Raw genomic sequence first — 23137 nt, forward strand, 5'->3', positions numbered from 1 at the left:
ACAGAAGGCTTTCTGTAGGAGTAGGCTCAGCGGCTCAGATACATCCGTGTCGTCAGCAGATAGACCGGTAGTCCCGATACCAGAATCAACAGCGCCGCATAAGGCGCTGCGGCGGCAAACTCCACATTCGCCGTGTGCGCCCAGACTTCCGTTGCCAGTGTATTCAGTCCGGTCGGGCTGAGCAGCAGGGTAGCCGTCAGTTCCTTCATGGCATCCAGGAATACCAGGGCAAAGGCGGCACCCAATGCCGGGAAAATGATCGGCAGGGTCACGCGGCAGAAGGCCGTGAATGAGGAGGCGCCCAGGGTGCGGGCGGCTTCCTCGAGTTGCGGCGCCGCCTTGTTCAGGGCGGTGCGGATCGGCGCCTGCGCCAGGGGCAGGAACAGCAGGGCGTAGGCAATCAGCAGCAGGGCTGAGGTCTGATACAGCGCCGGTACGTAGTGCAGGGCAAAGAACACCAGCGTCAGGGCGATTACCAGGCCTGGCAGGGCGTGCAGCAGGTAAGGCAGGCGTTCGGCCCAGAGTGCCAGGCGACCTTTGTGGCGCACTACCAGCAGTCCGACCGGTACCGCCAGCACCAGGCACAGCGCCGCGCCACCCAACGATAGCGCCAGGGAGGAGAGCAGGGCTTCGCTGATGGCGGCCACCGGGAAAGCGGCTGATGAACCGACGGCCAGCCAGTACGCCAGCATGCCTAGCGGAATGCCGCTGCCGATCAGGGTCAGTAGCGCGCAGTACAGTTGCCCGCCAATCGCCCACTTGCCGAGGCGCACCTGCTCGGCATGTCGCGCCGCGCCTTGGCCGGTTCGTACATGGCGGCCTTTGCCGCGAACCCGCAACTCCAGCCACAGCAGGGCCAGGCACAGCGCTAGCAGCACGGCGGAAAGCATCGCCGCGTTGGCATTGCTGAACTCCAGTTCGAACTGCTGATAGATCGCGGTGGTGAAGGTTTGCAGGCCGATAATCGACAGTGCGCCGAACTCCACCAGCATGTGCAGGGCGATCAGTAGCGAGCCGGCCAGCAGCGACGGCCAGAGCAGGGGCAGGGTGATCCGGAAGAACACGCCCCAGCGATTCTGCCCGAGGGTGCGGGCCGATTCCTCCAGGGAGGGATCGAGATTGCGCAAGGTGGCCGCGACGGGCAGGAATACCAGCGGGTACTTGGACAGGCTCATGACCAGGATGGCCCCGCCCAGGCCTTCGAAGCTGGCGCTGAGGGAGACCCAGGTGAAGCTGCTGACAAAGGCCGGTACGGCAAAGGGCAGGCACAGGATCACGCCCCAGAGGCGTCGCCCCGGCAAGTCGCTGCGTTCCAGCAGCCAGGCCAGGGACAGGCCGACGATGGCGCAGGTAACGGTCACGCCAATGAGCAGTAGCAGGGTGTTGCGCAGCAGGCCGAATACATAGGGTCGCCACAGCAGGTGCAGGGCTTCGGCCCAGCCGGCCTGCCAGGCCTTGAGCCCGACATAGAGCAATGGCAGCAGGCTGAGCCCGACCAGCAACAGGACCGGTAGCAGCAGCCAGATCGATGGTCCCTTGCGCCTCGGTATGTAGTTCGTGCGCGAGGCGGGGGCGGGCAGCGTTGGGCTCATCAGTTCAGGCCGACTTCGCGTTCCAGTTCCAGGGCTTCTTCGGCATTGCCGAGGTCGGCCGGGGTGACTTTCGGCGCTTGCAGCTCACTGAACGGCTTGAGGCCTCGATCCGACTCCAGGCCTTTGCGCAGCGGATATTCTGCGGTGGTCTGGGTGATGACGCGCTGGCCTTCTTCGCTGGCCATATAGGCGAGGAATTGCTGGGCTTCTTTGGGATGTTTGCTGGACTTGAGTACCGCGGCGCTGGATACGGTGATCAATCCGCCGGCATCGCCGCCGGTGAAATAGTGCAGCTTCGAGTCAAGCTGGCCTTTTTCACGTTGCAGGGCGAACCAGTAGTAGTTGTTCACCAGCACGGTGGCGACTTCGCCGTTTTCCACGGCCTTCAAGGCCACCATATTATTGCTGTAGGTCTTGCCGAAGGCGCGCAGGCCGGTCAGCCATTCCTCGGCGGCGTCCATCCCGTGCAGCTTGATGATTGCCACGGCCTGTTCCTGGAATGCGCCGCTGGTAGGAACGAAGCCTACCTTGCCTTGCCATTGTGGCTGGGAGAACTCCATCACCGATGCAGGCAGGTCTTTTTCGTCGATCAGCTTCGGGTTGAACGCCACCACGCGAACTCGGGCGGTAATGCCAATCCAGGTGCCGTTGCCGGCGACATAGTCCTTGGGCAGGACTTCAAGGGTCGCAGCATCGGTCTTGGCCAGCAAGCCTTGCTCGCCGAGTTTGTTCAAGGGTGGCGATTCTTCGGTGTAAATCACATCGGCGGGGGAGCGCTCGCCTTCTTCCACGATCTGGCTGGCTAGCTGGTTGCTGCTACCTTTGCGCACATTGACGTGAATGCCAGTCTTGGCCTCGAAAGCCTTGGCAATGGCGTCGCCGACTTCCTTGTGCTGGCCGTTGTACAGCGTTAGGGAAACCGGATCGGCTGCTTGAGTGAATGGAGATGCCAGGGCCAGGCCCAGCAAAGTGATGGTCAAGCCGCGCAGAAGGGATGTTGGAAGGGGGGTGTTTCTAAACATCATTCGCAGGGTTCCTCACTGTGGTGCCGCAAAAACTTGTAACAATCATAAACGATATTGTTTCTCATGTGCGGCTTGGCGGGCTGGATAGCCCTGGAGGAGGGGGGGCGTTTTGGCGGGGGAAATGATTGTTGTGAGCCAGAAACGCAAAAACCCGCTTTCGCGGGTTTTTGTGAGACTTCACAGCTATGCTACGAAGCTTGAATGTGGTGCCCAGAAGAAGACTCGAACTTCCACGGCCTTGCGGCCACCAGCACCTGAAGCTGGCGTGTCTACCAATTTCACCATCTGGGCAGTATCAGCAGCGTTGCCGCTGTTGATGGGGCGAACTATACGGAGCGCCTTTGAATCTGTAAAGCCCTGTTTTAACTTAGATTCAATAAATCAAACACTTAGAATGCAAAAACCCGCTTTCGCGGGTTTTTGGAGGAGTCTGAAGATTCAAACAATCTGCAGCTCTGAATTGGTGCCCAGAAGAAGACTCGAACTTCCACGGCCTTGCGGCCACCAGCACCTGAAGCTGGCGTGTCTACCAATTTCACCATCTGGGCACTATCGACAGCGTCTCCGTCGTCGATGGCGCGCACTATACGGACCACCTTTTGGGCTGTAAACCCCTGATCTTGAAAATATTGAAAAAAATTCGCCGACGGCTTTTACAGGATGGTTCTGAAGCCACTAAAGGACTTTTCGGAGCCTGTCTTAGCCTGAAATTTCCCGTTTCAATACGTGTATGCCAAACTAACCCGCATATAGACAAGGTGAAATTTATCTAATGGCCGATTGGCAGTCCCTCGATCCCGAGGCCGCTCGTGAAGCGGAAAAATATGAAAACCCTATCCCTAGCCGCGAACTGATCCTTCAGCACCTTGCTGATCGGGGTTCGCCTGCTAACCGCGAACAGTTGGTCGAAGAGTTTGGTCTGACCACAGAAGACCAGATCGAAGCCCTGCGCCGCCGCCTGCGCGCCATGGAGCGCGATGCCCAACTGATCTACACCCGCCGTGGCACATATGCGCCGGTGGACAAGCTCGACCTGATCCTCGGCCGCATCAGCGGTCACCGTGACGGCTTCGGCTTCCTGGTTCCCGATGACGGCAGCGACGACCTGTTCATGAGCCCGGCGCAGATGCGCCTGGTGTTCGATGGCGACCGTGCACTGGCCCGGGTTTCCGGTCTGGATCGCCGCGGTCGCCGCGAAGGCATGATCGTCGAAGTAGTGTCCCGTGCCCACGAGAGCATCGTCGGCCGTTACTTCGAAGAAGGCGGAATCGGTTTTGTGGTGGCGGACAACCCGAAGATCCAGCAGGAAGTGCTGGTGACCCCGGGTCGCAATGCCGGCGCCAAGATCGGCCAGTTCGTCGAGGTGAAGATCACCCACTGGCCGACTCCGCGCTTCCAGCCGCAAGGCGACGTGGTCGAGGTCGTGGGCAACTACATGGCCCCGGGCATGGAAATCGATGTTGCCTTGCGCACCTACGATATTCCTCATGTCTGGCCCGAGGCGGTGCTGAAGGAAGCCGGCAAGCTCAAGCCGGAAGTCGAGGATAAGGACAAAGAGAAGCGCATCGACCTGCGCGATCTACCGTTCGTCACCATCGACGGCGAAGACGCTCGCGACTTCGACGACGCGGTCTATTGCGAAGCCAAGCCCGGCAAGCTGCGCCTGTTCGGCGGTGGCTGGAAGCTGTACGTGGCGATCGCCGACGTTTCCAGTTACGTGAAGATCGGTTCGGCGCTGGATAACGAGGCGCAGGTGCGTGGCAACTCGGTGTACTTCCCCGAGCGCGTGGTGCCAATGCTGCCGGAGCAGCTGTCCAACGGCCTGTGCTCGCTGAACCCGAAAGTCGATCGTTTGGCTATGGTGTGCGAGATGACCATCTCCAAATCCGGCGAGATGACCGACTACCAGTTCTACGAAGCGGTGATCCACTCCAAGGCGCGCCTGACCTACAACAAGGTCAGCACTATCCTCGAACAGCCGAAAACCAGCGAGGCTAAGCAGCTGCGTGGCGAATACGCCGATGTCGTGCCGCACCTCAAGCAGCTTTATGCGCTGTACAAGGTTCTGCTCGGTGCCCGTCATACCCGTGGCGCCATCGACTTCGAGACCCAGGAAACCCGGATCATCTTCGGTTCCGAGCGCAAGATCGCGGAAATTCGTCCGACTACCCGCAACGATGCGCACAAGCTGATCGAGGAATGCATGCTGGCGGCCAACGTGGCCACCGCCGAATTCCTCAAGAAGCACGAAATCCCCGCGCTCTATCGCGTTCACGACGGCCCGCCGCCAGAGCGCCTGGAAAAACTGCGCGCCTTCCTCGGCGAGCTTGGCCTGTCCCTGCATAAAGGCAAGGACGGTCCGACGCCGAAGGACTACCAGGCCTTGCTGGAAAGCATCAAGGATCGTCCGGACTTTCATCTGATCCAGACCGTGATGCTGCGCTCCTTGAGCCAGGCGGTGTACAGCGCTGACAATCAGGGCCACTTTGGCCTGAACTACGAAGCCTATACCCACTTCACTTCGCCGATTCGCCGTTACCCGGACCTGCTGACGCACCGGGCGATTCGCAGTGTCATCCACTCCAAGCAGAACACGCCTCACGTGCGTCGTGCCGGTGCGATGACCATTCCGAAGGCGCGCATCTATCCCTACGACGAGGCGATTCTCGAGCAGCTTGGCGAGCAGTGCTCGATGAGTGAGCGGCGTGCCGACGAAGCGACCCGCGACGTGGTGAACTGGCTCAAGTGCGAATACATGAAAGACCGCGTGGGCGAGGCGTTCCCGGGCGTGATCACTGCAGTGACCGGTTTTGGCCTGTTCGTCGAACTGACCGATATCTATGTCGAAGGTCTGGTGCATGTCACGGCGCTGCCGGGCGACTACTACCACTTCGATCCCGTGCATCACCGCCTCGCCGGTGAGCGCACCGGCCGCAGCTTCCGCTTGGGTGACAGCGTGGAAGTGCGGGTCATGCGCGTCGATCTGGACGAGCGCAAGATCGACTTCGAGATGGCGGAAAAAACCATCAGTGCGCCGATCGGTCGCAAAAAACGTGGCGCAGTCGATGTGCCTCCGGCCAAGACGGCTGCCGAGCCCGCCCCAGCCAAGGCCGGGCGTCGTGGTCCGGCCAAGGAGAAGCCGGTCGAGGCCTACCGCTCCAGCGATGCGGCGGCGAAAAACGCCGAAGTGCGCAAGAGCCGTGAAATGAAGCAGGCGCTGCTGGCCGAAGCCAAGAGCGGCGGTAAAGCGGCGTCTGGGGGAAAGTCTGGCAAGCCGGCTTCCAGCAAGCCGAGCAAACATCGTAAAGGTCCGCCGAAAGCGGGCGCAGGTCCTGCGGCGAAAAGCGGCGGGGCGCGTAAACCCAAGGCCAAGTCATGAGTCAGTTGGAAAAGATCTACGGCGTGCACGCTGTAGAAGCATTGCTGCGTCACCACCCCAAGCGCGTCAAGCAGATCTGGCTGGCCGAAGGCCGCAGCGATCCGCGCGTGCAGGTGCTGGTGGACCTGGCCGGGCAGAATCGCGTGGCGGTCGGTCAGGCCGAGCGTCGCGAAATGGATGCCTGGGTCGAAGGCGTTCACCAGGGCGTCGTGGCTGAAGTGAGCCCAAGCCAGGTCTGGGGCGAAGCGATGCTCGATGAGTTGCTCGACCGTACCGAGGGTGCGCCGCTGCTTCTCGTGCTGGACGGCGTGACCGACCCGCATAACCTTGGCGCCTGCCTGCGCACTGCCGATGCGGCCGGTGCGCTGGCGGTGCTGGTGCCGAAAGACAAATCGGCGACCCTGACCCCGACCGTACGTAAAGTGGCGTGCGGCGCCGCGGAAGTGATTCCGCTGGTAGCCGTGACCAACCTCGCGCGCACCCTGGAAAAGCTTCAGCAGCGCGGCCTGTGGGTCGTCGGCACGGCTGGCGAAGCCGAGCAGGAACTGTATGACCAGGACCTGACCGGGCCGACCATCCTGATCATGGGCGCCGAAGGCAAGGGTATGCGTCGCCTCACCCGCGAGCATTGCGATTTCCTGGTGCGCCTGCCGATGGCCGGTAGCGTCAGCAGTCTCAACGTTTCGGTGGCTACCGGCGTGTGCCTGTTCGAAGCCACGCGCCAGCGTGCGGCCAAAGCCAAGAGCGCAACCAAGAAGGCCTGAGTTTCCTCCCTTCATGCAGGCGCGAGCTTGCTCGCGATAGCGGCCCGACCGAGGCGCCGCAATCGTGAGCAGGCCTGCTTGGCAGGTTTGGCGCGCCCTGGCGACCAGTTGTTCAAATAATCACCAATTGCCTTGCGCCGCTGTTCCCCCTTCTCTACAATTGCGCCCCTTGCCGTTGCGGCAGGCGCATATGTGCCTATCTCTGAGGCAAGACACACAAGTGTCATTCACTCCTTGTCTGACCGCTTTTGAGCGGCAGGCTACAACCCGTAAGGAGCATTCATGCGTCATTACGAAATCATCTTTCTGGTCCACCCTGACCAGAGCGAGCAAGTCGGCGGCATGGTTGAGCGTTACACCAAGCTGATCGAAGAAGACGGCGGCAAAATCCACCGTCTGGAAGACTGGGGCCGTCGTCAACTGGCCTATGCAATCAACAATGTTCACAAGGCTCACTACGTGATGCTGAACGTTGAGTGCACCGGTAAAGCCCTGGCTGAGCTGGAAGACAACTTCCGTTACAACGATGCTGTGATCCGTAACCTGGTCATCCGTCGCGAAGAAGCCATCACTGGCCAATCCGAGATGCTCAAGGCTGAAGAGAACCGCAGTGAGCGCCGTGAGCGTCGTGACCGTCCTGAGCATTCTGACAGCGCCGATGGCGATGACAGCGATAACAGCGACGCCAGCGATAACGCTGACGAGTAATCCACGGACCTTTTGAGGAGCCAATTACATGGCACGTTTCTTCCGTCGTCGTAAATTCTGCCGCTTCACCGCTGAAGACGTGAAAGAGATCGATTACAAAGATCTCAACACTCTGAAAGCCTACGTATCCGAGACCGGCAAAATCGTTCCAAGCCGTATCACCGGTACCAAAGCTCGTTATCAGCGTCAGCTGGCCACCGCTATCAAGCGCGCCCGCTTCCTGGCCCTGCTGGCCTACACCGACAGCCACGGCCGCTGAGACCGGGCAGTCGACAAGTAGTAAGGGATTGAATGCATGCGCGCCTTAGCTGAGTTCATCATGCGCGGCCGTATGCAGGCCACTCTGGTAGTGGCCGGATGTGCGGCATTGCCGTTGTTGTATTGGTTGGGTGCTGCTGCGGGAAGCCTGGTGCTCCTGCGGCGCGGTTTGAGCGACGCCCTTGGTGTCCTCGCCCTGGGATTGCTGCCGGCATTGTTCTGGTGGCTGTATTCCGACGACCCACGCGCACTCATGGTGTTGCTCGGGTCTTCGGGCCTTGCGTTGGTTTTGCGCGCAAGCGAATCCTGGAACCGTGTGCTGCTGGTCAGCATAGCGCTGGGCCTGGTGTTTGCTGGAGTGCTGGGTGTGGCTTACCGCCCCCAGATCGAGATGCTCTCGCAGGAGTTGGTAAAAATCCTGCCGTTGGCCCTCGGTGATCTCTACCAGCAGCTGTCGGTTGAAGAGCGGGCTCGTCTCGCCTCACTGATTGCACCGGTCCTGACCGGCCTGATTGCGGCTTTGTTGCAGGTCGTCAGTGTGCTGAGCCTGATTGTCGGGCGCTACTGGCAGGCGTTGTTGTACAACCCGGGTGGTTTTGGGCGCGAGTTTCGCGCTATCAAGCTCCCGCTGGGACTGGCGATGTTGCTGCTGGCCTGCATGCTGCTGGGACCGAACCTCGGTCCACAGATGGCGATGCTGACGCCGTTGTGCAGCGTACCGCTGGTGTTCGCCGGGCTGGCCCTGATTCACGGGCTGGTGGCGCAAGGGCGACTGGCCAGGTTCTGGCTGGTGGGGTTGTACGTAACGCTGTTGCTGTTTATGCAGCTGATCTATCCGTTGCTCGTGGTGTTGGCCATAGTCGACAGCCTGATTGATTTTCGCGGTCGTTCGGCGCCGAAAGACGCCGATAACGGTCCTGCGAACGGTGAAGGTTAAAAGTTAAGAGGTTATTACCAAATGGAACTGATCCTGCTGGAAAAAATCGCCAACCTGGGCAACCTGGGCGATAAGGTAAACGTTAAGGCTGGTTACGGCCGTAACTACCTGCTGCCTTTCGGCAAAGCCACCGCTGCTACCGCTGCCAACCTGGCTGCGTTCGAAGCGCGTCGTGCCGAGCTGGAAAAACTGGCTGCAGAGAAAAAGGCTTCTGCCGAAACTCGCGCTGCCCAACTGGCTGAGCTGGAAGTGACTATCACTGCCACCGCTGGTGACGAAGGCAAGCTGTTCGGTTCGATCGGCACCCACGACATCGCTGATGCACTGACCGCCTCCGGCGTTGAAGTTGCAAAAAGCGAAGTTCGTCTGCCGAACGGCACCATCCGCAACGTAGGTGAATTCGACGTAGCCGTGCACCTGCACGCTGAAGTTGAAGCCACCGTACGCGTTGTCGTGGTAGCAGCTTAAGCAGTACTTGTCGGCTGGCACCCTCGGGAGCTAGCCGGTAACATCGGGCACGATCCTGTTTACAGGTCGTGCCCTTTGTCTTTCTGTACCCTCAGTTTTTCAAACCCCTGCTTTTCCTAAAAAACCAAGTGGCCATGAACGATATCTCCGCTCCCGAGCAATACGATCTGCAAACCGCTGCCCTGAAGGTGCCGCCACATTCCATCGAGGCCGAACAGGCCGTGCTCGGTGGTCTGATGCTGGACAACAACGCCTGGGAGCGGGTGCTCGATCAAGTCTCCGACGGCGATTTCTATCGACATGACCATCGCCTGATCTTCCGTGCGATCGCCAAGCTGGCCGATCAGAACATGCCGATCGACGTCGTGACCCTGTCCGAACAGCTGGACAAGGAAGGCCAGACGTCCCAGGTCGGCGGCCTGGGTTACCTGGGCGAACTGGCGAAGAACACGCCGTCGGTGGCCAACATCAAGGCCTATGCGCAGATCGTTCGCCAGCGCGCCACCCTGCGCCAGTTGATCGGCATCAGCACCGAGATCGCTGACAGCGCCTTCAACCCCGAAGGCCGCACCGCCGAAGAGATTCTCGACGAAGCCGAACGGCAGATCTTCCAGATCGCCGAAGCGCGTCCGAAGACCGGCGGCCCGGTGGGCGTCAACGAGTTGCTGACCAAGGCCATCGACCGCATCGACACCCTGTTCAACACCGACAACGCCATCACCGGCCTGTCCACCGGCTACACCGACCTCGACGAGAAGACCAGCGGCCTGCAGCCAGCCGACCTGATCATCGTCGCCGGTCGTCCGTCCATGGGTAAGACCACCTTTGCCATGAACCTGGTGGAAAACGCCGTACTGCGCAGTGACAAGGCAGTGCTGGTGTACTCCCTCGAGATGCCAGGCGAATCGCTGATCATGCGTATGCTGTCGTCCCTCGGCCGTATCGACCAGACCAAGGTGCGTTCCGGCCAGCTGGAAGACGACGACTGGCCGCGCCTGACCTCGGCGGTCAACCTGCTCAACGACCGCAAGCTGTTCATCGACGACACCGCCGGTATCAGCCCTTCGGAAATGCGCGCGCGGACCCGCCGCCTGGTGCGTGAGCACGGCGACATCGCCCTGATCATGATCGACTACCTGCAGCTGATGCAGATCCCGGGTTCCAGCGGCGACAACCGGACCAACGAGATTTCCGAGATCTCCCGTTCCCTCAAGGCCCTGGCCAAGGAATTCAACTGCCCGGTAGTGGCCCTGTCTCAGCTCAACCGCTCCCTCGAGCAGCGCCCGAACAAGCGCCCGGTAAACTCCGACTTGCGGGAATCCGGAGCGATCGAGCAGGACGCCGACGTCATCATGTTCGTGTACCGGGACGAGGTGTATCACCCCGAGACCGAGCACAAGGGCATTGCCGAGATCATCATCGGCAAGCAGCGGAACGGCCCCATCGGCTTTATCCGCCTGGCGTTCATCGGCAAGTACACCCGCTTCGAGAACCTCGCGCCGGGCAGCTACAACTTCGACGACGACGAGTAAACAGCCGTAGCCGCTGCCGCAGGCTGCGATAAGGGCCGCAGGAGCTTCGTTCGATGGGTGAGCGTTGCGTCTGCCGCGCAGCCGATCGCAGTCTGCGACAGCGGCTACAGGCCACCGATTTCCGACCATAGTCGTCGGAATTGGTCATTTTTTGTGCTATATTCCGCGCCCGCGAATTTCTCTGTAAATAAACGCGCCCTCATCTACACCTATACCGGTCATCGACATGCAAGCAGCCAAGCCGTTATTTGACTATCCCAAGTACTGGGCCGAATGTTTCGGACCGGCGCCGTTCCTGCCGATGAGCAGGGCGGAAATGGATCAGCTCGGCTGGGATTCCTGCGACATCATCATCGTCACCGGCGATGCCTACGTCGATCACCCGTCGTTCGGCATGGCGATCATCGGCCGGCTGCTGGAGTCCCAGGGCTTCCGCGTCGGGATCATCGCCCAGCCGAACTGGCAGTCCAAAGACGACTTCATGAAGCTCGGCGAGCCGAACCTGTTCTTCGGCGTCGCGGCCGGCAACATGGACTCGATGATCAACCGCTACACCGCGGACAAGAAAATCCGCTCCGACGACGCCTACACCCCGGGTGGCCTGGCGGGCAAGCGTCCGGACCGCGCCAGCCTGGTCTACAGCCAGCGCTGCAAGGAAGCCTACAAGCACGTGCCGATCGTCCTGGGCGGCATCGAAGCCTCCCTGCGCCGCATCGCCCACTACGACTACTGGCAGGACCGGGTGCGCAACTCGATCCTGATCGACGCCAGCGCCGACATCCTGCTCTACGGCAACGCCGAGCGGGCGATTGTCGAAGTCGCTCAGCGCCTGTCCTACGGGCACAAGATCGAAGACATCACCGACGTGCGCGGCACCGCGTTCATTCGCCGTGACACGCCGCAGGGCTGGTACGAAGTGGACTCCACGCGTATCGACCGGCCGGGCAAGATCGACAAGATCATCAATCCGTACGTCAACACCCAGGACACCCAGGCCTGCGCCATCGAGCAGGAAAAAGGCCCGGTCGAAGATCCCCAGGAAGCCAAGGTCGTGCAGATCCTGGCCAGCCCGAAGATGACCCGCGACAAGACCGTGATCCGCCTGCCGTCCATGGAAAAGGTGCGTAACGATCCGGTGCTCTACGCCCACGCCAACCGCGTGCTGCACCTGGAAACCAACCCGGGCAACGCCCGTGCGCTGGTGCAGAAACATGGCGAGATCGATGTCTGGTTCAACCCGCCGCCCATCCCGATGACCACCGAAGAGATGGATTACGTGTTCGGCATGCCGTATCAGCGCATCCCGCACCCGGCGTACGGCAAGGAGAAGATCCCGGCCTACGACATGATTCGGTTCTCGGTGAACATCATGCGTGGTTGCTTTGGCGGCTGCACCTTCTGCTCGATCACCGAGCACGAAGGCCGCATCATCCAGAACCGTTCCGAAGAGTCGATCATTCGCGAGATCGAAGAGATTCGCGACAAGGTTCCAGGTTTTACCGGGGTCATTTCCGACCTCGGCGGCCCGACCGCGAACATGTACCGCATCGCCTGCAAGAGCCCGGAAATCGAATCCGCGTGCCGCAAACCGTCCTGCGTGTTCCCTGGCATCTGCCCGAACCTGAACACCGACCACTCGTCCCTGATCCAGTTGTATCGCAGCGCCCGTGCGTTGCCGGGGGTGAAGAAAATCCTGATCGCTTCCGGCCTGCGCTACGACCTCGCGGTCGAGTCGCCGGAGTACGTCAAGGAACTGGTGACCCACCACGTTGGTGGCTACCTGAAGATCGCCCCGGAACACACCGAGGAAGGTCCGCTCAACCAGATGATGAAACCGGGCATCGGTAGCTACGATCGGTTCAAGCGGATGTTCGAGAAGTACTCCAAGGAAGCGGGCAAGGAGCAGTACCTGATTCCGTACTTCATCGCTGCGCACCCGGGCACCACCGACGAAGACATGATGAACCTGGCCCTGTGGCTCAAGGGCAACGGTTTCCGCGCCGACCAGGTGCAGGCGTTCTACCCGTCGCCGATGGCCACCGCCACCGCGATGTACCACTCGGGCAAGAACCCGCTGCGCAAGGTCACCTACAAGAGTGACGGGGTGACCATCGTCAAGAGCGAGGAGCAGCGTCGCCTGCACAAGGCGTTCCTGCGTTACCACGACCCGAAAGGCTGGCCGATGCTGCGTGAAGCGCTGACCCGTATGGGCCGCGCCGACCTGATCGGGCCGGGCAAGAACCAGTTGATTCCTTTGCATCAGCCGTCGACCGACAGCTACCAGAGCGCTCGTCGCAAGAACTCGACGCCGGCTGGCAGCCACAAAGTGGCCAAGGAAACCACCAAAATTCTCACCCAGCACACCGGCCTGCCTCCACGCGGCAGCGACGGTAGCAACCCGTGGGACAAGCGCGAACAGGCCAAGGCCGCCGCGATGGCCCGCAACAAGCAGGCCGCCAAGGAACGCACGGATGCGGCCAAGGGCAAAGGCAAGAAGCCGGCCCGCAAACCGGTCGTGCCCCGCTAAGGCCACTGCTGTACGGACACAACGCCAACCCCAGGGTTGGCGTTGTGCATTTCGCCGTTCGGGTTTGTTAAGGTGCGCCCCCAGGATTGGCATCAACTCAAGGAAGCGCCGCGTGTTACGTCGCCGCAAAACCCCGCAACAACGGCAGGTCGAAGACCGGCTGCTACGCCTCAAGACCGCCGAATGGCTCGCCTGGCAGCCCTATGTGCGGCGTTTCGGGGTGATTCATATCGCGGTGATGATGACGACGGTCTTCAGCATCTCGCTGACCGCCGCGCAGGTGCCCCATCTGTATTTCCCCCGTGACTTCCAGGTCGCCAACTACGCTGCGATGGCCATGCTGGGCGCTGGGCTGCTGATGAGCCTGTGTTTCCTGCTGGTGATCCGCGGCTACCCGCGCGGCGCCTGGGCCTTGTTCGGCGCGCTGGTGTTCTGCCTGGCATGCGCGCTGCTGGTCCTGCTGGACTCCCGCCAGCGACTGTTCCCGGCCTTTGTCCTGAGCATTCCCCTGGCCGGGCTGTACCTGATGAGCACCCGGCGCTACCAGCGCGGGCTCAAGGTGCTGCAAGTGGCGGCGCGCAAACGCCGGCGCCTGCAGCGACTGGAAGCCGGCCTGAAGCGGGTGCGCTGACCGCCGGTTACATCCTGTCGCCACATTTATGTGCAACCCTGCGCACGCCGAAGCACGCACCGCTCGCTTTTGGTGCTGTACTGCCCACAGCCGTTGGGGAAAGCCCCGGGACTGGTGCTCTGGCATAAGTCTTGCGCGCTTTCGTGTACGTTCAGGTCCGCAGGAGGCACGCCGTGTCGATCCATGTCGCATTGCACCATGTCACGCATTACCGCTACGACCGCGCGGTCGAACTCGGCCCACAGATCGTTCGCCTGCGTCCGGCGGCCCATAGCCGCACGCGGATTCTCTCCTATGCGCTGAAGGTTCAGCCCGAGCAGCACTTCATCAACTGGCAGCAGGACCCCCAGGGCAACTACCTGGCGCGCCTGGTCTTCCCGGAGAAGACCGACGAGCTGCGGATCGAAGTCGATCTGCTGGCGGAGATGGCGGTCTTCAATCCGTTCGATTTCTTCCTCGAGCCCTACGCCGAGAAAATCCCCTTCGCCTATGCCGCCGACGAGCAGCGCGAGCTGGCGCCTTACCTGGAAACCCTGCCACTGACGCCGAAGTTCAAGGCTTACCTCGAGGGCATCGACCGCACGCCGATACCGGCGGTGGATTTCCTGGTGGCCCTGAACCAGCGCCTGAGCGAAGACATCGGCTACCTGATCCGCATGGAGCCCGGTGTGCAGACGCCGGAGCAGACCCTGGACAAGGCTTCCGGCTCCTGCCGCGACTCTGCCTGGCTGCTGGTGCAGCTGCTGCGCAACCTGGGGCTGGCCGCGCGCTTTGTTTCCGGCTATCTGATCCAGCTGACCGCCGACGTCAAATCCCTCGACGGCCCGTCCGGCACCGAGGTCGATTTCACCGACCTGCACGCCTGGTGCGAGGTGTACTTGCCCGGCGCCGGCTGGATCGGCCTGGACGCCACTTCCGGGCTATTTGCCGGGGAAGGCCATATCCCGTTGGCCTGCAGCCCCGATCCGTCCTCGGCGGCACCGATCAGCGGCCTGGTGGAGCCTTGTGAATGCGAGTTCGGCCACGAGATGTCGGTGGAGCGGGTGTGGGAAGCGCCGCGGGTCACCAAGCCCTACACCGAGGAGCAATGGCTGGCGATCCAGGCCCTGGGCCGGCAGATCGATGCCGACCTGTTGGCGGGCGACGTGCGCCTGACCATGGGCGGCGAGCCGACCTTCGTCTCGATCGACGACCCGGATGGCGCCGAATGGAACACCGCGGCCCTCGGGCCGAACAAGCGCCGGTTGTCCGCCGAGCTGTTCCAGCGCATGCGCAACCACTACGCGCCCAAGGGCCTGGTGCACTTTGGCCAGGGCAAGTGGTACCCGGGCGAGCAACTGCCGCGCTGGTCGCTGAACTGTTACTGGCGTCGCGATGGCGTGCCGATCTGGCACAACGCCGCGCTGATTGCCGACGAGCATGAAGACTATGGCGCCGACAGCGAGCTGGCCGGGCGTTTCCTCGCCAGCGTCGCCGAACGCTTGAAGCTGCCCGCGCGCTTTGTATTCCCGGCCTATGAAGACAACTTCTACTACCTGTGGCGCGAAGGCACCTTGCCGCAGAACGTCAGCGCCGAGGATTCGCGGCTGGCGGACGAGCTGGAGCGGGCGCGCCTGCGCAAGGTCTTTAGCCAGGGCCTGGACAAGGTCATCGGCCAGGTCCTGCCGCTGGCCCGTACCGCGAGGGGCGACCAGTGGCAGAGCGGCCGCTGGTACCTGCGCGACACCCATTGCCGGTTGATCCCGGGGGATTCGCCCCTGGGTTATCGCCTGCCGCTGGCGTCCCAGCCCTGGGTGACGGCGGCGGAGTATCCCTATGTGCACCCCACCGACCCGAACCAGGAGCTGCCCGAGCTGCCGGACAGTGCGCAACTGCGCGAACACGGCGAAGCGGCCGCAGCCGATGAGCGGGTGCCGCAGATCGACCAGTCCGCCGACTGGCTGACCCGCACCGCGTTCTGCGCCGAGGCGCGGGGCGGGCGCTTGTACCTGTTCATGCCGCCCCTGGAGCGCCTGGAGGATTACCTGGAGTTGGTCAGCGCCATCGAGGCCACCGCCGAGGAGTTGCATTGCCCGGTGCTGCTGGAGGGCTACGAGCCGCCGAGCGATCCGCGCCTGAGCAACTTCCGCGTCACCCCCGATCCAGGCGTGATCGAGGTCAACGTGCAGCCGTCCGCCAGTTGGGACGAACTGGTGGAGCGCACCGAATTCCTCTACGAGGAGGCCCGGCAGACCCGCCTGACCACCGAGAAATTCATGATCGACGGGCGCCATACCGGCACCGGTGGCGGCAACCACTTCGTACTGGGCGGCGCGACGCCGGCGGATTCGCCGTTCCTGCGCCGGCCGGATCTGTTGCGCAGCCTGATCAGCTACTGGCACAACCACCCGTCGTTGTCCTATCTGTTCTCCGGGCTGTTCATCGGCCCCACCTCCCAGGCACCGCGGGTCGACGAGGCGCGCAACGATGCGTTGTACGAGCTGGAAATCGCCTTCGCGCAGATGCCCGAACCGGGCGAAGAGTGCCCGCCGTGGCTGGTCGACCGGCTGCTGCGTAACCTGTTGATCGATGTCACCGGCAACACCCACCGCGCCGAGTTCTGCATCGACAAGCTGTACTCGCCGGATGGCGCTACAGGCCGCCTGGGCCTGCTGGAACTGCGCGCCTTTGAAATGCCGCCCCATGCGCGCATGAGCATGGCCCAGCAACTGTTGCTCCGGGCCTTGGTCGCGCGCTTCTGGCGCGAGCCCTACGCCCCGGCCAAGCTGGCGCGCTGGGGCACCGAGCTGCACGACCGCTTCCTGTTGCCGCACTTCATCGAGCAGGACTTCGCCGATGTCATAGTCGAGCTCAATGCCGCCGGCTACCCGCTGCGGGCCGAGTGGTTCGCCGCGCACCTGGAGTTCCGTTTCCCCAAGGTCGGCGATTACGCGGTCGGCGGTGTCGAACTGGAGCTGCGCCAGGCCCTGGAGCCTTGGCACGTGTTGGGAGAGGAGGGCTCCGCTGGCGGCACGGTGCGTTATGTCGACTCGTCGCTGGAGCGCTTGCAGGTCAAACTCACCGGGCTGGCGCCGCAGCGCTACCTGTTGACCTGCAACGGCGTCGCGGTGCCGCTGCAGCCCACCGGGCGAGTCGGGGAGTTCGTCGCCGGCGTGCGCTATCGGGCCTGGCAGCCGTTCAACTGCCTGCAACCGACCATCCCGGTGCACGCGCCGCTGGTGTTCGACCTGCTCGATACCTGGATGCAGCGTTCCCTGGGCGGCTGCCAGTACCACGTGGCCCATCCGGGCGGGCGCAACTACGACAGCCTGCCGGTGAATGCCAACGAGGCCGAGAGCCGGCGCATGGCGCGCTTCTTCCGCCTGGGGCATAGCCCCGGCACCTTGTCGGTGCCGAGCCTGACGATCAACGACGAGTTGCCGATGACACTCGATTTGCGACGTTTCTAAAGCAGACGCGACGCCCGGATGTTTCGCATATCCGGGCGTCATGTGTCTGCGTTAATCTGACTTACCTTGCCGTCTGCCGAGCTTTCCATGCCTGACCTGCTTGACCACTACCCGCTGACGGCGGGTACCTACCATGAACTGCTCGACGCCAGCGGCGCGGTGCGCCCGCACTGGCGCCGGCTGTTCGACCAGTTGCAGCGCAGCACGCCGGCGCAGTTGATGCAGCGCCAGGCGCTGCTGACCCGGCAGATCCAGGAAAACGGCGTCACCTACAACGTCTATGCCGACCCCAAGGGCGCCGACCGGCCGTGGGAACTGGACTTGTTGCCCCATGTGATCGCCGCCGATGAATGGCAGCAGCTGTCCGCCGGGATCGCGCAGCGGGCGCGTTTGCTCAATGCGGTACTGGCCGACCTGTACGGGCCCCAGCGGCTGATCCGCGAGGGCCTGCTGCCGGCCGAACTGGTCTTTGGCCATAACAACTTTCTCTGGCCGTGCCAGGGCATCCAGCCGCCGGATGGCGCCTTCCTGCACCTGTACGCGGTCGACCTGGCGCGCACCCCGGACGGGCGCTGGTGGGTCACCGCCGACCGCACCCAGGCGCCGTCCGGTGCCGGCTACGCCCTGGAAAACCGCATGATCGTGTCCCGGGCCTTTCCGGACCTGTACCGCGATCTGCAGGTGCAGCACCTGGCCGGGTTCTTCCGCACCCTGCAGGAAACCCTGGCCCGCCAGGCGCCCCGGGACGACGAAGCGCCACTGATCGTGCTGCTGACCCCGGGACGTTTCAACGAGAGCTATTTCGAACACCTGTACCTGGCGCGCCAGCTCGGTTATCCGCTGGTGGAAGGCGGCGACCTGACGGTGCGCGACGCCACGGTCTACCTCAAGACCCTGAGCGGCCTGCGGCGGGTGCACGCGATCATGCGCCGGCTCGACGACGACTTCTGCGACCCGCTGGAACTGCGTACCGACTCGGCCCTCGGCGTGCCGGGGCTGCTGGAGGCGGTGCGGCGGGGGCGGGTGCTGGTGGCCAATGCCCTGGGCAGCGGCGTGCTGGAGTCGCCAGGTCTGCTGGGTTTCCTGCCGAAGATCAGCGAGCACTTGTTTGGCGAAGAACTGATTCTGCCGTCTGTCGCCACCTGGTGGTGCGGCGAGGCGCCGGTGCTGGCCCAGGCCCTGGAGAAACTCCCGGAACTGCTGATCAAGCCGGCGTTCCCGTCCCAGAGCTTTGCTCCATTGTTCGGTCGCGACCTTTGCGAGAAAGAGCGCCAGGCCCTGGCCGAGCGCATGCGGGCGCGACCTTATGCCTATGTCGCCCAGGAACTGGCGCAACTGTCCCAGGCGCCGGTCTGGCAGGCCGAGGACGGCCAGCTGCAACCGCGGGCTATTGGCATGCGGGTGTATGCCGTGGCCAGCCGCGATGGTTACCGGGTACTGCCGGGCGGCTTGACCCGGGTGGCCGCCGAAGCCGATGCCGAGGTGGTATCGATGCAGCGCGGCGGCGCCAGCAAGGACACCTGGGTGCTGGGCGAACGTGCGCCCAGCGGCGAACAGTGGAAAGGCCAGCGGACCATTGGCGTGCATGAACTGGTGCGGCGCGATCCGTACCTGCCGTCGCGGGTGGTGGAAAACCTGTTCTGGTTCGGCCGTTACTGCGAGCGTTGCGATGGCAGTGCACGGCTGTTGCGAATCATGCTGGCGCGCTATGTCGACGGCGATGACCCGCAGGCCTTGCAGGCGGCGGTCGAGCTGGGCGAAAGCCTGATGTTGCTGCCGGACGAAGGCGAGTTGCCCGAGCGTTTGTTGGCGGCCTTGCAGGGGGATGACTGGTCCTTCAGCCTGCGCTCCAACCTGCAGCGCCTGCAGTGGGCGGCGTCCCAGGTGCGCGGCAAGCTTTCGCGGGAGAACTGGCAGGCGCTGGTGGAATTGCAGCGCGAAGCCTTGGCGCTGGAAGCCCGCGAGCCGGATTTCGGCGAGCTGCTGGACTTCCTCAACCGCCTGGTGATGTCCCTGGCGGCGCTGTCGGGCTTCGCCCTGGACGACATGACCCGCGACGAAGGCTGGCGCTTCTTGATGATTGGCCGACGCATCGAGCGCCTGCAGTTTCTCAGCAGCAGCCTGGCGGCCTTCCTGCGCAGCGCCACCGCGTTCGACCAGGCCGGGCTGGAGTGGCTGCTGGAACTGGGCAACAGCAGCATCACCTACCGTTCCCGCTACCTGGCGGTGGCGCAGTTGATCCCGGTGCTCGACCTGTTGCTGCTCGACGAACAGAACCCCCATGCGGTGCTGTTCCAGCTGAAGCTGGTGACCCGGACCCTCAATCGCTTGAACGACGAGTTCGGCGTACCGCGCGAGGGCGGTTTGCCCAAGCTGGTGGGGCGCCTGGGGCGCTTCGACCTGGGCTGCCTGGAAAACCCGCTGTTCGGCGAGGCCAGCGTGCGGGCGGCGCTCGAAGGCCTGGCCGACCTGTTGCAGGAAATCGCCGATGCCAGCGGGCAGGTCTCCGACCGCCTGGCGCTGCGGCATTTCGCCCATGTCGACGATGTCAGCCAACGAACGGTATCCGTCTGATGAGCGCTCATTACCAGATATTCCACGATACCCATTACCACTACGACAGTCCGGTTTCCCTGGCCCAGCAGCTGGCGCACCTGTGGCCGCGTGCCTGCGCCTGGCAGCATTGCAGCCAACAGGAACTGCTGATCAGCCCCGACCCCACCAGCCGTCGCGACGAGCTGGACGTGTTCGGCAACCCGCTGACCCGGCTAGCGTTCGAGCGGCCCCATGACGAACTGCTGGTCAATGCGCAGCTGACGGTGGAGGTGCTGGCCAGGCCCGCGCTGGACTTCACCCGTTCATTGCCCTGGGACGCCACTCGCAGTGCGCTGACCTACAGCAGCCGGCCGTTGTCCGTGGCCTTGATGGAGGCGTGTCGTTACCGCTTCGAGTCGCCTTATGTGCACTTGAAGAAAAGCTTCGTCGAGTTCTCCGAAAGCTGTTTCCCCGCCGGGCGTCCGTTGTTGCTGGGGGTGCAAGCGTTGATGGAAAAGATCTTCAGCGAGTTCACCTTCGATGCCGAAGCCACCCAGGTGGCGACGCCGCTGGTGGAAGTGCTGGAGCGGCGGCGCGGGGTCTGCCAGGACTTCGCCCACCTGATGCTCGCGTGTTTGCGTTCCCGCGGCCTGGCGGCGCGTTATGTCAGCGGCTACCTGCTGACCCAGCCGCCACCGGGGCAGCCACGCCTGATCGGCGCGGATGCTTCCCATGCCTGGGTTTCGGTGTTCTGCCCGGTGCTCGGCTGGGTGGATTTCGACCCGACCAACAACGTGCAGCCGGCACTGGAGCACATCACCCTGGCCTGGGGCCGGGATTTTTCCGATGTCTCGCCGTTGCGCGGGGTGATTCTCGGCGGCGGCAGCCACGACCCGGAAGTGCGGGTGACGGTGATGCCGCTGAATGAACGGATCTCTCTGTAGCCGCTGCCGCAGGCTGCGATAAGGTTCGCAGAACCTTCCAGCGGTCTAAAAAACACGGCCGCTACGCGCCCGAGCGCAGCCTTCGGCAGCGGCTACAGGCTTTACAGGAGTTACTTATGTTCCCGGTATCGATCAAGGGCGTGTTGCAATCCCCCGAGGGGTTGGTGGTGCTGATGCTCAACGAGCGTGACGAGTGGGAGCTGCCCGGCGGGCGCATCGAGCTGGGGGAGACGGCGCCGCAATGCCTGGCGCGGGAGATCGAGGAAGAGCTGGACGTGCGGGTAGCGGTGGGCGAGCCGTTGGATTCGTACCTGTTCGAGGTCATCCCCGGCAAGCAGGTGTTTATCTCGACCTATCGCTGCCGGCTCCTGGGCGGTTTTGTCCCGACCATCAGCCACGAGCACAAGGAAATCGGCCTGTTCGCGCCGGACCAGCTACCGGCCAACTTGCCACAGGGTTATCGCGATTCGATTGTCAAAGCGTTGGGTATCCGAGGGTCGGCAACGGATGGCCGACCCCAGATCCCGAGGGCCTGATAGAGGTATCGGGCCTGGCGGGTCTCAGGCCTTGGGGGCCTGATCGTCTACTGCATCGGCGTCGTCGACGACCACTTCGTCTTCTGTATCCGGGCTTGGTGCGCCGGCTTCTTCAGCGGCCGCTTTCTTGCGTTGCAGCTTTTCCTCTTTCTTCTGCTCCTTTGCCAGGTCTCGCTGACGTTTGGCGAAGGAGTAATTGGGTTTAGCCATGGGCGATCCTCTGGGGTCGAAGGTGAGGTTTGAGCGGCGCGTATTCTGCCCTGTATCGGGGCCCGGCGGTTAATCGGGTTTCTGCTCGGCCCATTTGGGGGCTACCGTGGGTTGCCAGGCTTCCAGCGCCTCCAGCAGTTTGCGCGGCGATGCGCTCACTTGCAGCATGTCACGGTGCGGGGTGCGAACGAAGCCTTCGCCGACGATATGATCGAGAAAACCCGTGAGCTTCTCGTAGAAACCATTCACTTCCAGCAGCCCCAGGGGCTTGGCGTGATAGCCCAATTGCCCCCAGGTCCAGACTTCGAACAACTCCTCCAGGGTACCCAGGCCGCCAGGCAGCGCGATAAAGGCGTCGCTCAGCTCGGCCATGCGTGCCTTGCGGGCGTGCATGCCGTCGACCACCTCCAGGCGCGTCAGGCCCGGATGGCCGATTTCCTTGTCCTTGAGGCTCTGGGGAATGATGCCGATGACTTCGCCGCCAGCCGCCAGGGCCGCGTCGGCGACTATGCCCATCAGGCCGACGGCGCCACCGCCATAGACCAGGGTCAGCTTGCGTTCGGCCAGTTGGCGCCCGAGGGCTTCGGCGGCCTCGCGGTAGGCCGGGTTGGTGCCGGTGCTGGCACCGCAGAACACGCATACAGACGCTAAAGACATGCCTTACTCCATGGTCGGTGAGGGCCACAGAGTAATGGCTGGCCGGCCGCGCTCCAAGGGTCAATCCTCGCGGCGGGGGCTTTCATAGGTGCCGCTGGCGCCACAGGCATAGGCGGCGAGCAGGCTGCGGAACAGGCTGTTGAGGTGCATGGCGGACACTCCGATAGTGATGTGCGCCGAGCATAGGCCCGGGGCCGATGGCTGGCTGTTTGATTCTCTCGATCAGGCCGATAGCGCAAAGTTGTATACAATTTCTTGATGTAAATCATAGGAACTTGTGAAAAACTCAGGCAGTCTTCACCTTCATGGATTCAGATGGATTTTGTTAACCCTGCCTTGGAGATTCACCATGTTTGCCAAACTCGTTGCGGTATCCCTGTTGACACTGGCCAGCAGCCAGCTGATGGCCGCCGAATGTAAGGTCGATGTCGACTCCACCGACCAGATGTCCTTCAACACGAAGGAAATCACCATCGACAAGAGCTGCAAGACCTTCACCGTGAACCTGACCCACTCCGGCAGCCTGCCGAAGAACGTCATGGGCCATAACTGGGTATTGAGCAAAAGCGCGGACATGGCCGGTATCGCTACCGACGGCATGGCCGCCGGCATCGACAAGAACTACCTGAAAGAAGGCGACAGCCGCGTCATCGCCCACACCAAGATCATCGGCTCCGGCGAAAAAGACTCGGTGACCTTCGACGTGTCGAAGCTGACCGCTGGCGAAAGCTACGAGTTCTTCTGCTCGTTCCCGGGCCACAACTCGATGATGAAAGGCGCCGTGGTGCTGAAGTGATCGGTTGATTCCGTGTAATAAAAAAGCGCCCTGCGGGGCGCTTTTTTTGTGCCTGGAACTGCGTATACAGACTTGTAGCCGCTGCCGAGCCTGCGAGGCTGCGTACGAGGACGCAGTCCTCGCAAAACCTGCCCACGCGGTCCATCGAACCTACCGCGGCGCCTGGTTTGGCGACCGCTCTGCGGCCGT

18 protein-coding genes and 2 tRNA genes are annotated in these 23137 nt (G+C 62.7%); 14 read left to right on the plus strand and 6 right to left on the minus strand.

Going from position 1 to position 23137, the window contains the following annotated elements; translation table 11 throughout:
* Positions 1-26: 26 nt before the first annotated feature.
* The 4 genes from BMY68_RS26925 to BMY68_RS26940 form a co-directional block, all read right to left on the minus strand.
* Positions 27-1592, minus strand: coding sequence for an ABC transporter permease (locus tag BMY68_RS26925; RefSeq protein WP_085533626.1), 1566 nt, complete (start codon positions 1590-1592; stop codon positions 27-29).
* Complete coding sequence (locus tag BMY68_RS26930) at positions 1592-2617, minus strand: extracellular solute-binding protein (RefSeq protein WP_085533628.1); 1026 nt, start codon at positions 2615-2617, stop codon at positions 1592-1594. Before BMY68_RS26930 ends, BMY68_RS26925 begins: the two co-directional genes overlap by 1 nt.
* Before the next feature lie 204 nt (positions 2618-2821).
* Positions 2822-2908, minus strand: a tRNA-Leu gene (locus tag BMY68_RS26935).
* A gap of 170 nt (positions 2909-3078) precedes the next feature.
* Positions 3079-3165: transfer RNA gene (locus tag BMY68_RS26940), tRNA-Leu, on the minus strand.
* A 224-nt stretch (positions 3166-3389) separates the two neighbouring features.
* Here BMY68_RS26940 and rnr point away from each other — a divergent pair.
* The 13 genes from rnr (at position 3390) to BMY68_RS27005 (ending at position 21285) form a co-directional block, all read left to right on the plus strand.
* Complete coding sequence (gene rnr, locus BMY68_RS26945) at positions 3390-5996, plus strand: ribonuclease R (protein ID WP_009041911.1); 2607 nt, start codon at positions 3390-3392, stop codon at positions 5994-5996.
* Positions 5993-6760, plus strand: coding sequence for a 23S rRNA (guanosine(2251)-2'-O)-methyltransferase RlmB (gene rlmB / locus BMY68_RS26950; RefSeq protein WP_009041912.1), 768 nt, complete (start codon positions 5993-5995; stop codon positions 6758-6760). Before rnr ends, rlmB begins: the two co-directional genes overlap by 4 nt.
* Before the next feature lie 282 nt (positions 6761-7042).
* Complete coding sequence (rpsF, locus tag BMY68_RS26955; RefSeq protein ID WP_007921481.1) at positions 7043-7468, plus strand: 30S ribosomal protein S6; 426 nt, start codon at positions 7043-7045, stop codon at positions 7466-7468.
* Between the two features lie 28 nt (positions 7469-7496).
* Positions 7497-7727, plus strand: coding sequence for a 30S ribosomal protein S18 (rpsR, locus tag BMY68_RS26960; protein ID WP_002551829.1), 231 nt, complete (start codon positions 7497-7499; stop codon positions 7725-7727).
* 36 nt (positions 7728-7763) lie between these two features.
* A complete protein-coding gene (locus tag BMY68_RS26965) occupies positions 7764-8663 on the plus strand; it encodes a hypothetical protein (protein ID WP_009041913.1) in 900 nt (299 codons plus the stop codon).
* Between the two features lie 21 nt (positions 8664-8684).
* Complete coding sequence (rplI, locus tag BMY68_RS26970; RefSeq protein WP_007921484.1) at positions 8685-9131, plus strand: 50S ribosomal protein L9; 447 nt, start codon at positions 8685-8687, stop codon at positions 9129-9131.
* A 134-nt stretch (positions 9132-9265) separates the two neighbouring features.
* Positions 9266-10663 carry a replicative DNA helicase gene (gene dnaB / locus BMY68_RS26975; protein ID WP_007921486.1) on the plus strand — a complete coding sequence of 466 codons (1398 nt, stop codon included), beginning with the start codon at positions 9266-9268 and terminating at the stop codon, positions 10661-10663.
* A gap of 226 nt (positions 10664-10889) precedes the next feature.
* On the plus strand, positions 10890-13190 hold the full coding sequence (locus BMY68_RS26980) for a YgiQ family radical SAM protein (RefSeq protein WP_007921487.1): 2301 nt from the start codon (positions 10890-10892) through the stop codon (positions 13188-13190).
* Between the two features lie 112 nt (positions 13191-13302).
* Positions 13303-13821 (plus strand): hypothetical protein, encoded by a 519-nt coding sequence (locus BMY68_RS26985; protein ID WP_085533630.1) that lies wholly within the window; start codon positions 13303-13305, stop codon positions 13819-13821.
* A 173-nt stretch (positions 13822-13994) separates the two neighbouring features.
* Positions 13995-17270: a transglutaminase family protein gene (locus tag BMY68_RS26990; protein ID WP_085533632.1), complete on the plus strand. Its 3276-nt coding sequence runs from the start codon at positions 13995-13997 to the stop codon at positions 17268-17270.
* Positions 17271-17357: 87 nt separating this feature from the next.
* The gene (locus tag BMY68_RS26995) at positions 17358-19844 is read left to right on the plus strand and encodes a circularly permuted type 2 ATP-grasp protein (RefSeq protein WP_085533634.1); all 2487 of its coding nucleotides are present in this window, start codon (positions 17358-17360) and stop codon (positions 19842-19844) included.
* Entirely contained in the window at positions 19844-20749 is a 906-nt protein-coding gene (locus BMY68_RS27000) for a transglutaminase family protein (protein WP_085533636.1), read from the plus strand. The genes BMY68_RS26995 and BMY68_RS27000 overlap by 1 nt, the downstream gene beginning before the upstream one ends.
* Before the next feature lie 116 nt (positions 20750-20865).
* Positions 20866-21285, plus strand: coding sequence for an NUDIX hydrolase (locus BMY68_RS27005; protein ID WP_085533638.1), 420 nt, complete (start codon positions 20866-20868; stop codon positions 21283-21285).
* 24 nt (positions 21286-21309) lie between these two features.
* Here BMY68_RS27005 and BMY68_RS27010 read toward each other — a convergent pair whose 3' ends face one another.
* A complete protein-coding gene (locus BMY68_RS27010) occupies positions 21310-21495 on the minus strand; it encodes a hypothetical protein (RefSeq protein WP_085533640.1) in 186 nt (61 codons plus the stop codon).
* A 69-nt stretch (positions 21496-21564) separates the two neighbouring features.
* Entirely contained in the window at positions 21565-22152 is a 588-nt protein-coding gene (locus BMY68_RS27015) for an LOG family protein (protein ID WP_085533642.1), read from the minus strand.
* Between the two features lie 349 nt (positions 22153-22501).
* Here BMY68_RS27015 and azu point away from each other — a divergent pair, with 349 nt between their 5' ends.
* A complete protein-coding gene (azu, locus tag BMY68_RS27020; protein ID WP_007921507.1) occupies positions 22502-22948 on the plus strand; it encodes an azurin in 447 nt (148 codons plus the stop codon).
* The last annotated feature ends 189 nt before the right edge of the window (positions 22949-23137 follow it).

Origin of the sequence: Pseudomonas sp. NFACC41-3, assembly GCF_900109505.1 — a bacterium.
Lineage (GTDB): Bacteria > Pseudomonadota > Gammaproteobacteria > Pseudomonadales > Pseudomonadaceae > Aquipseudomonas > Aquipseudomonas chlororaphis.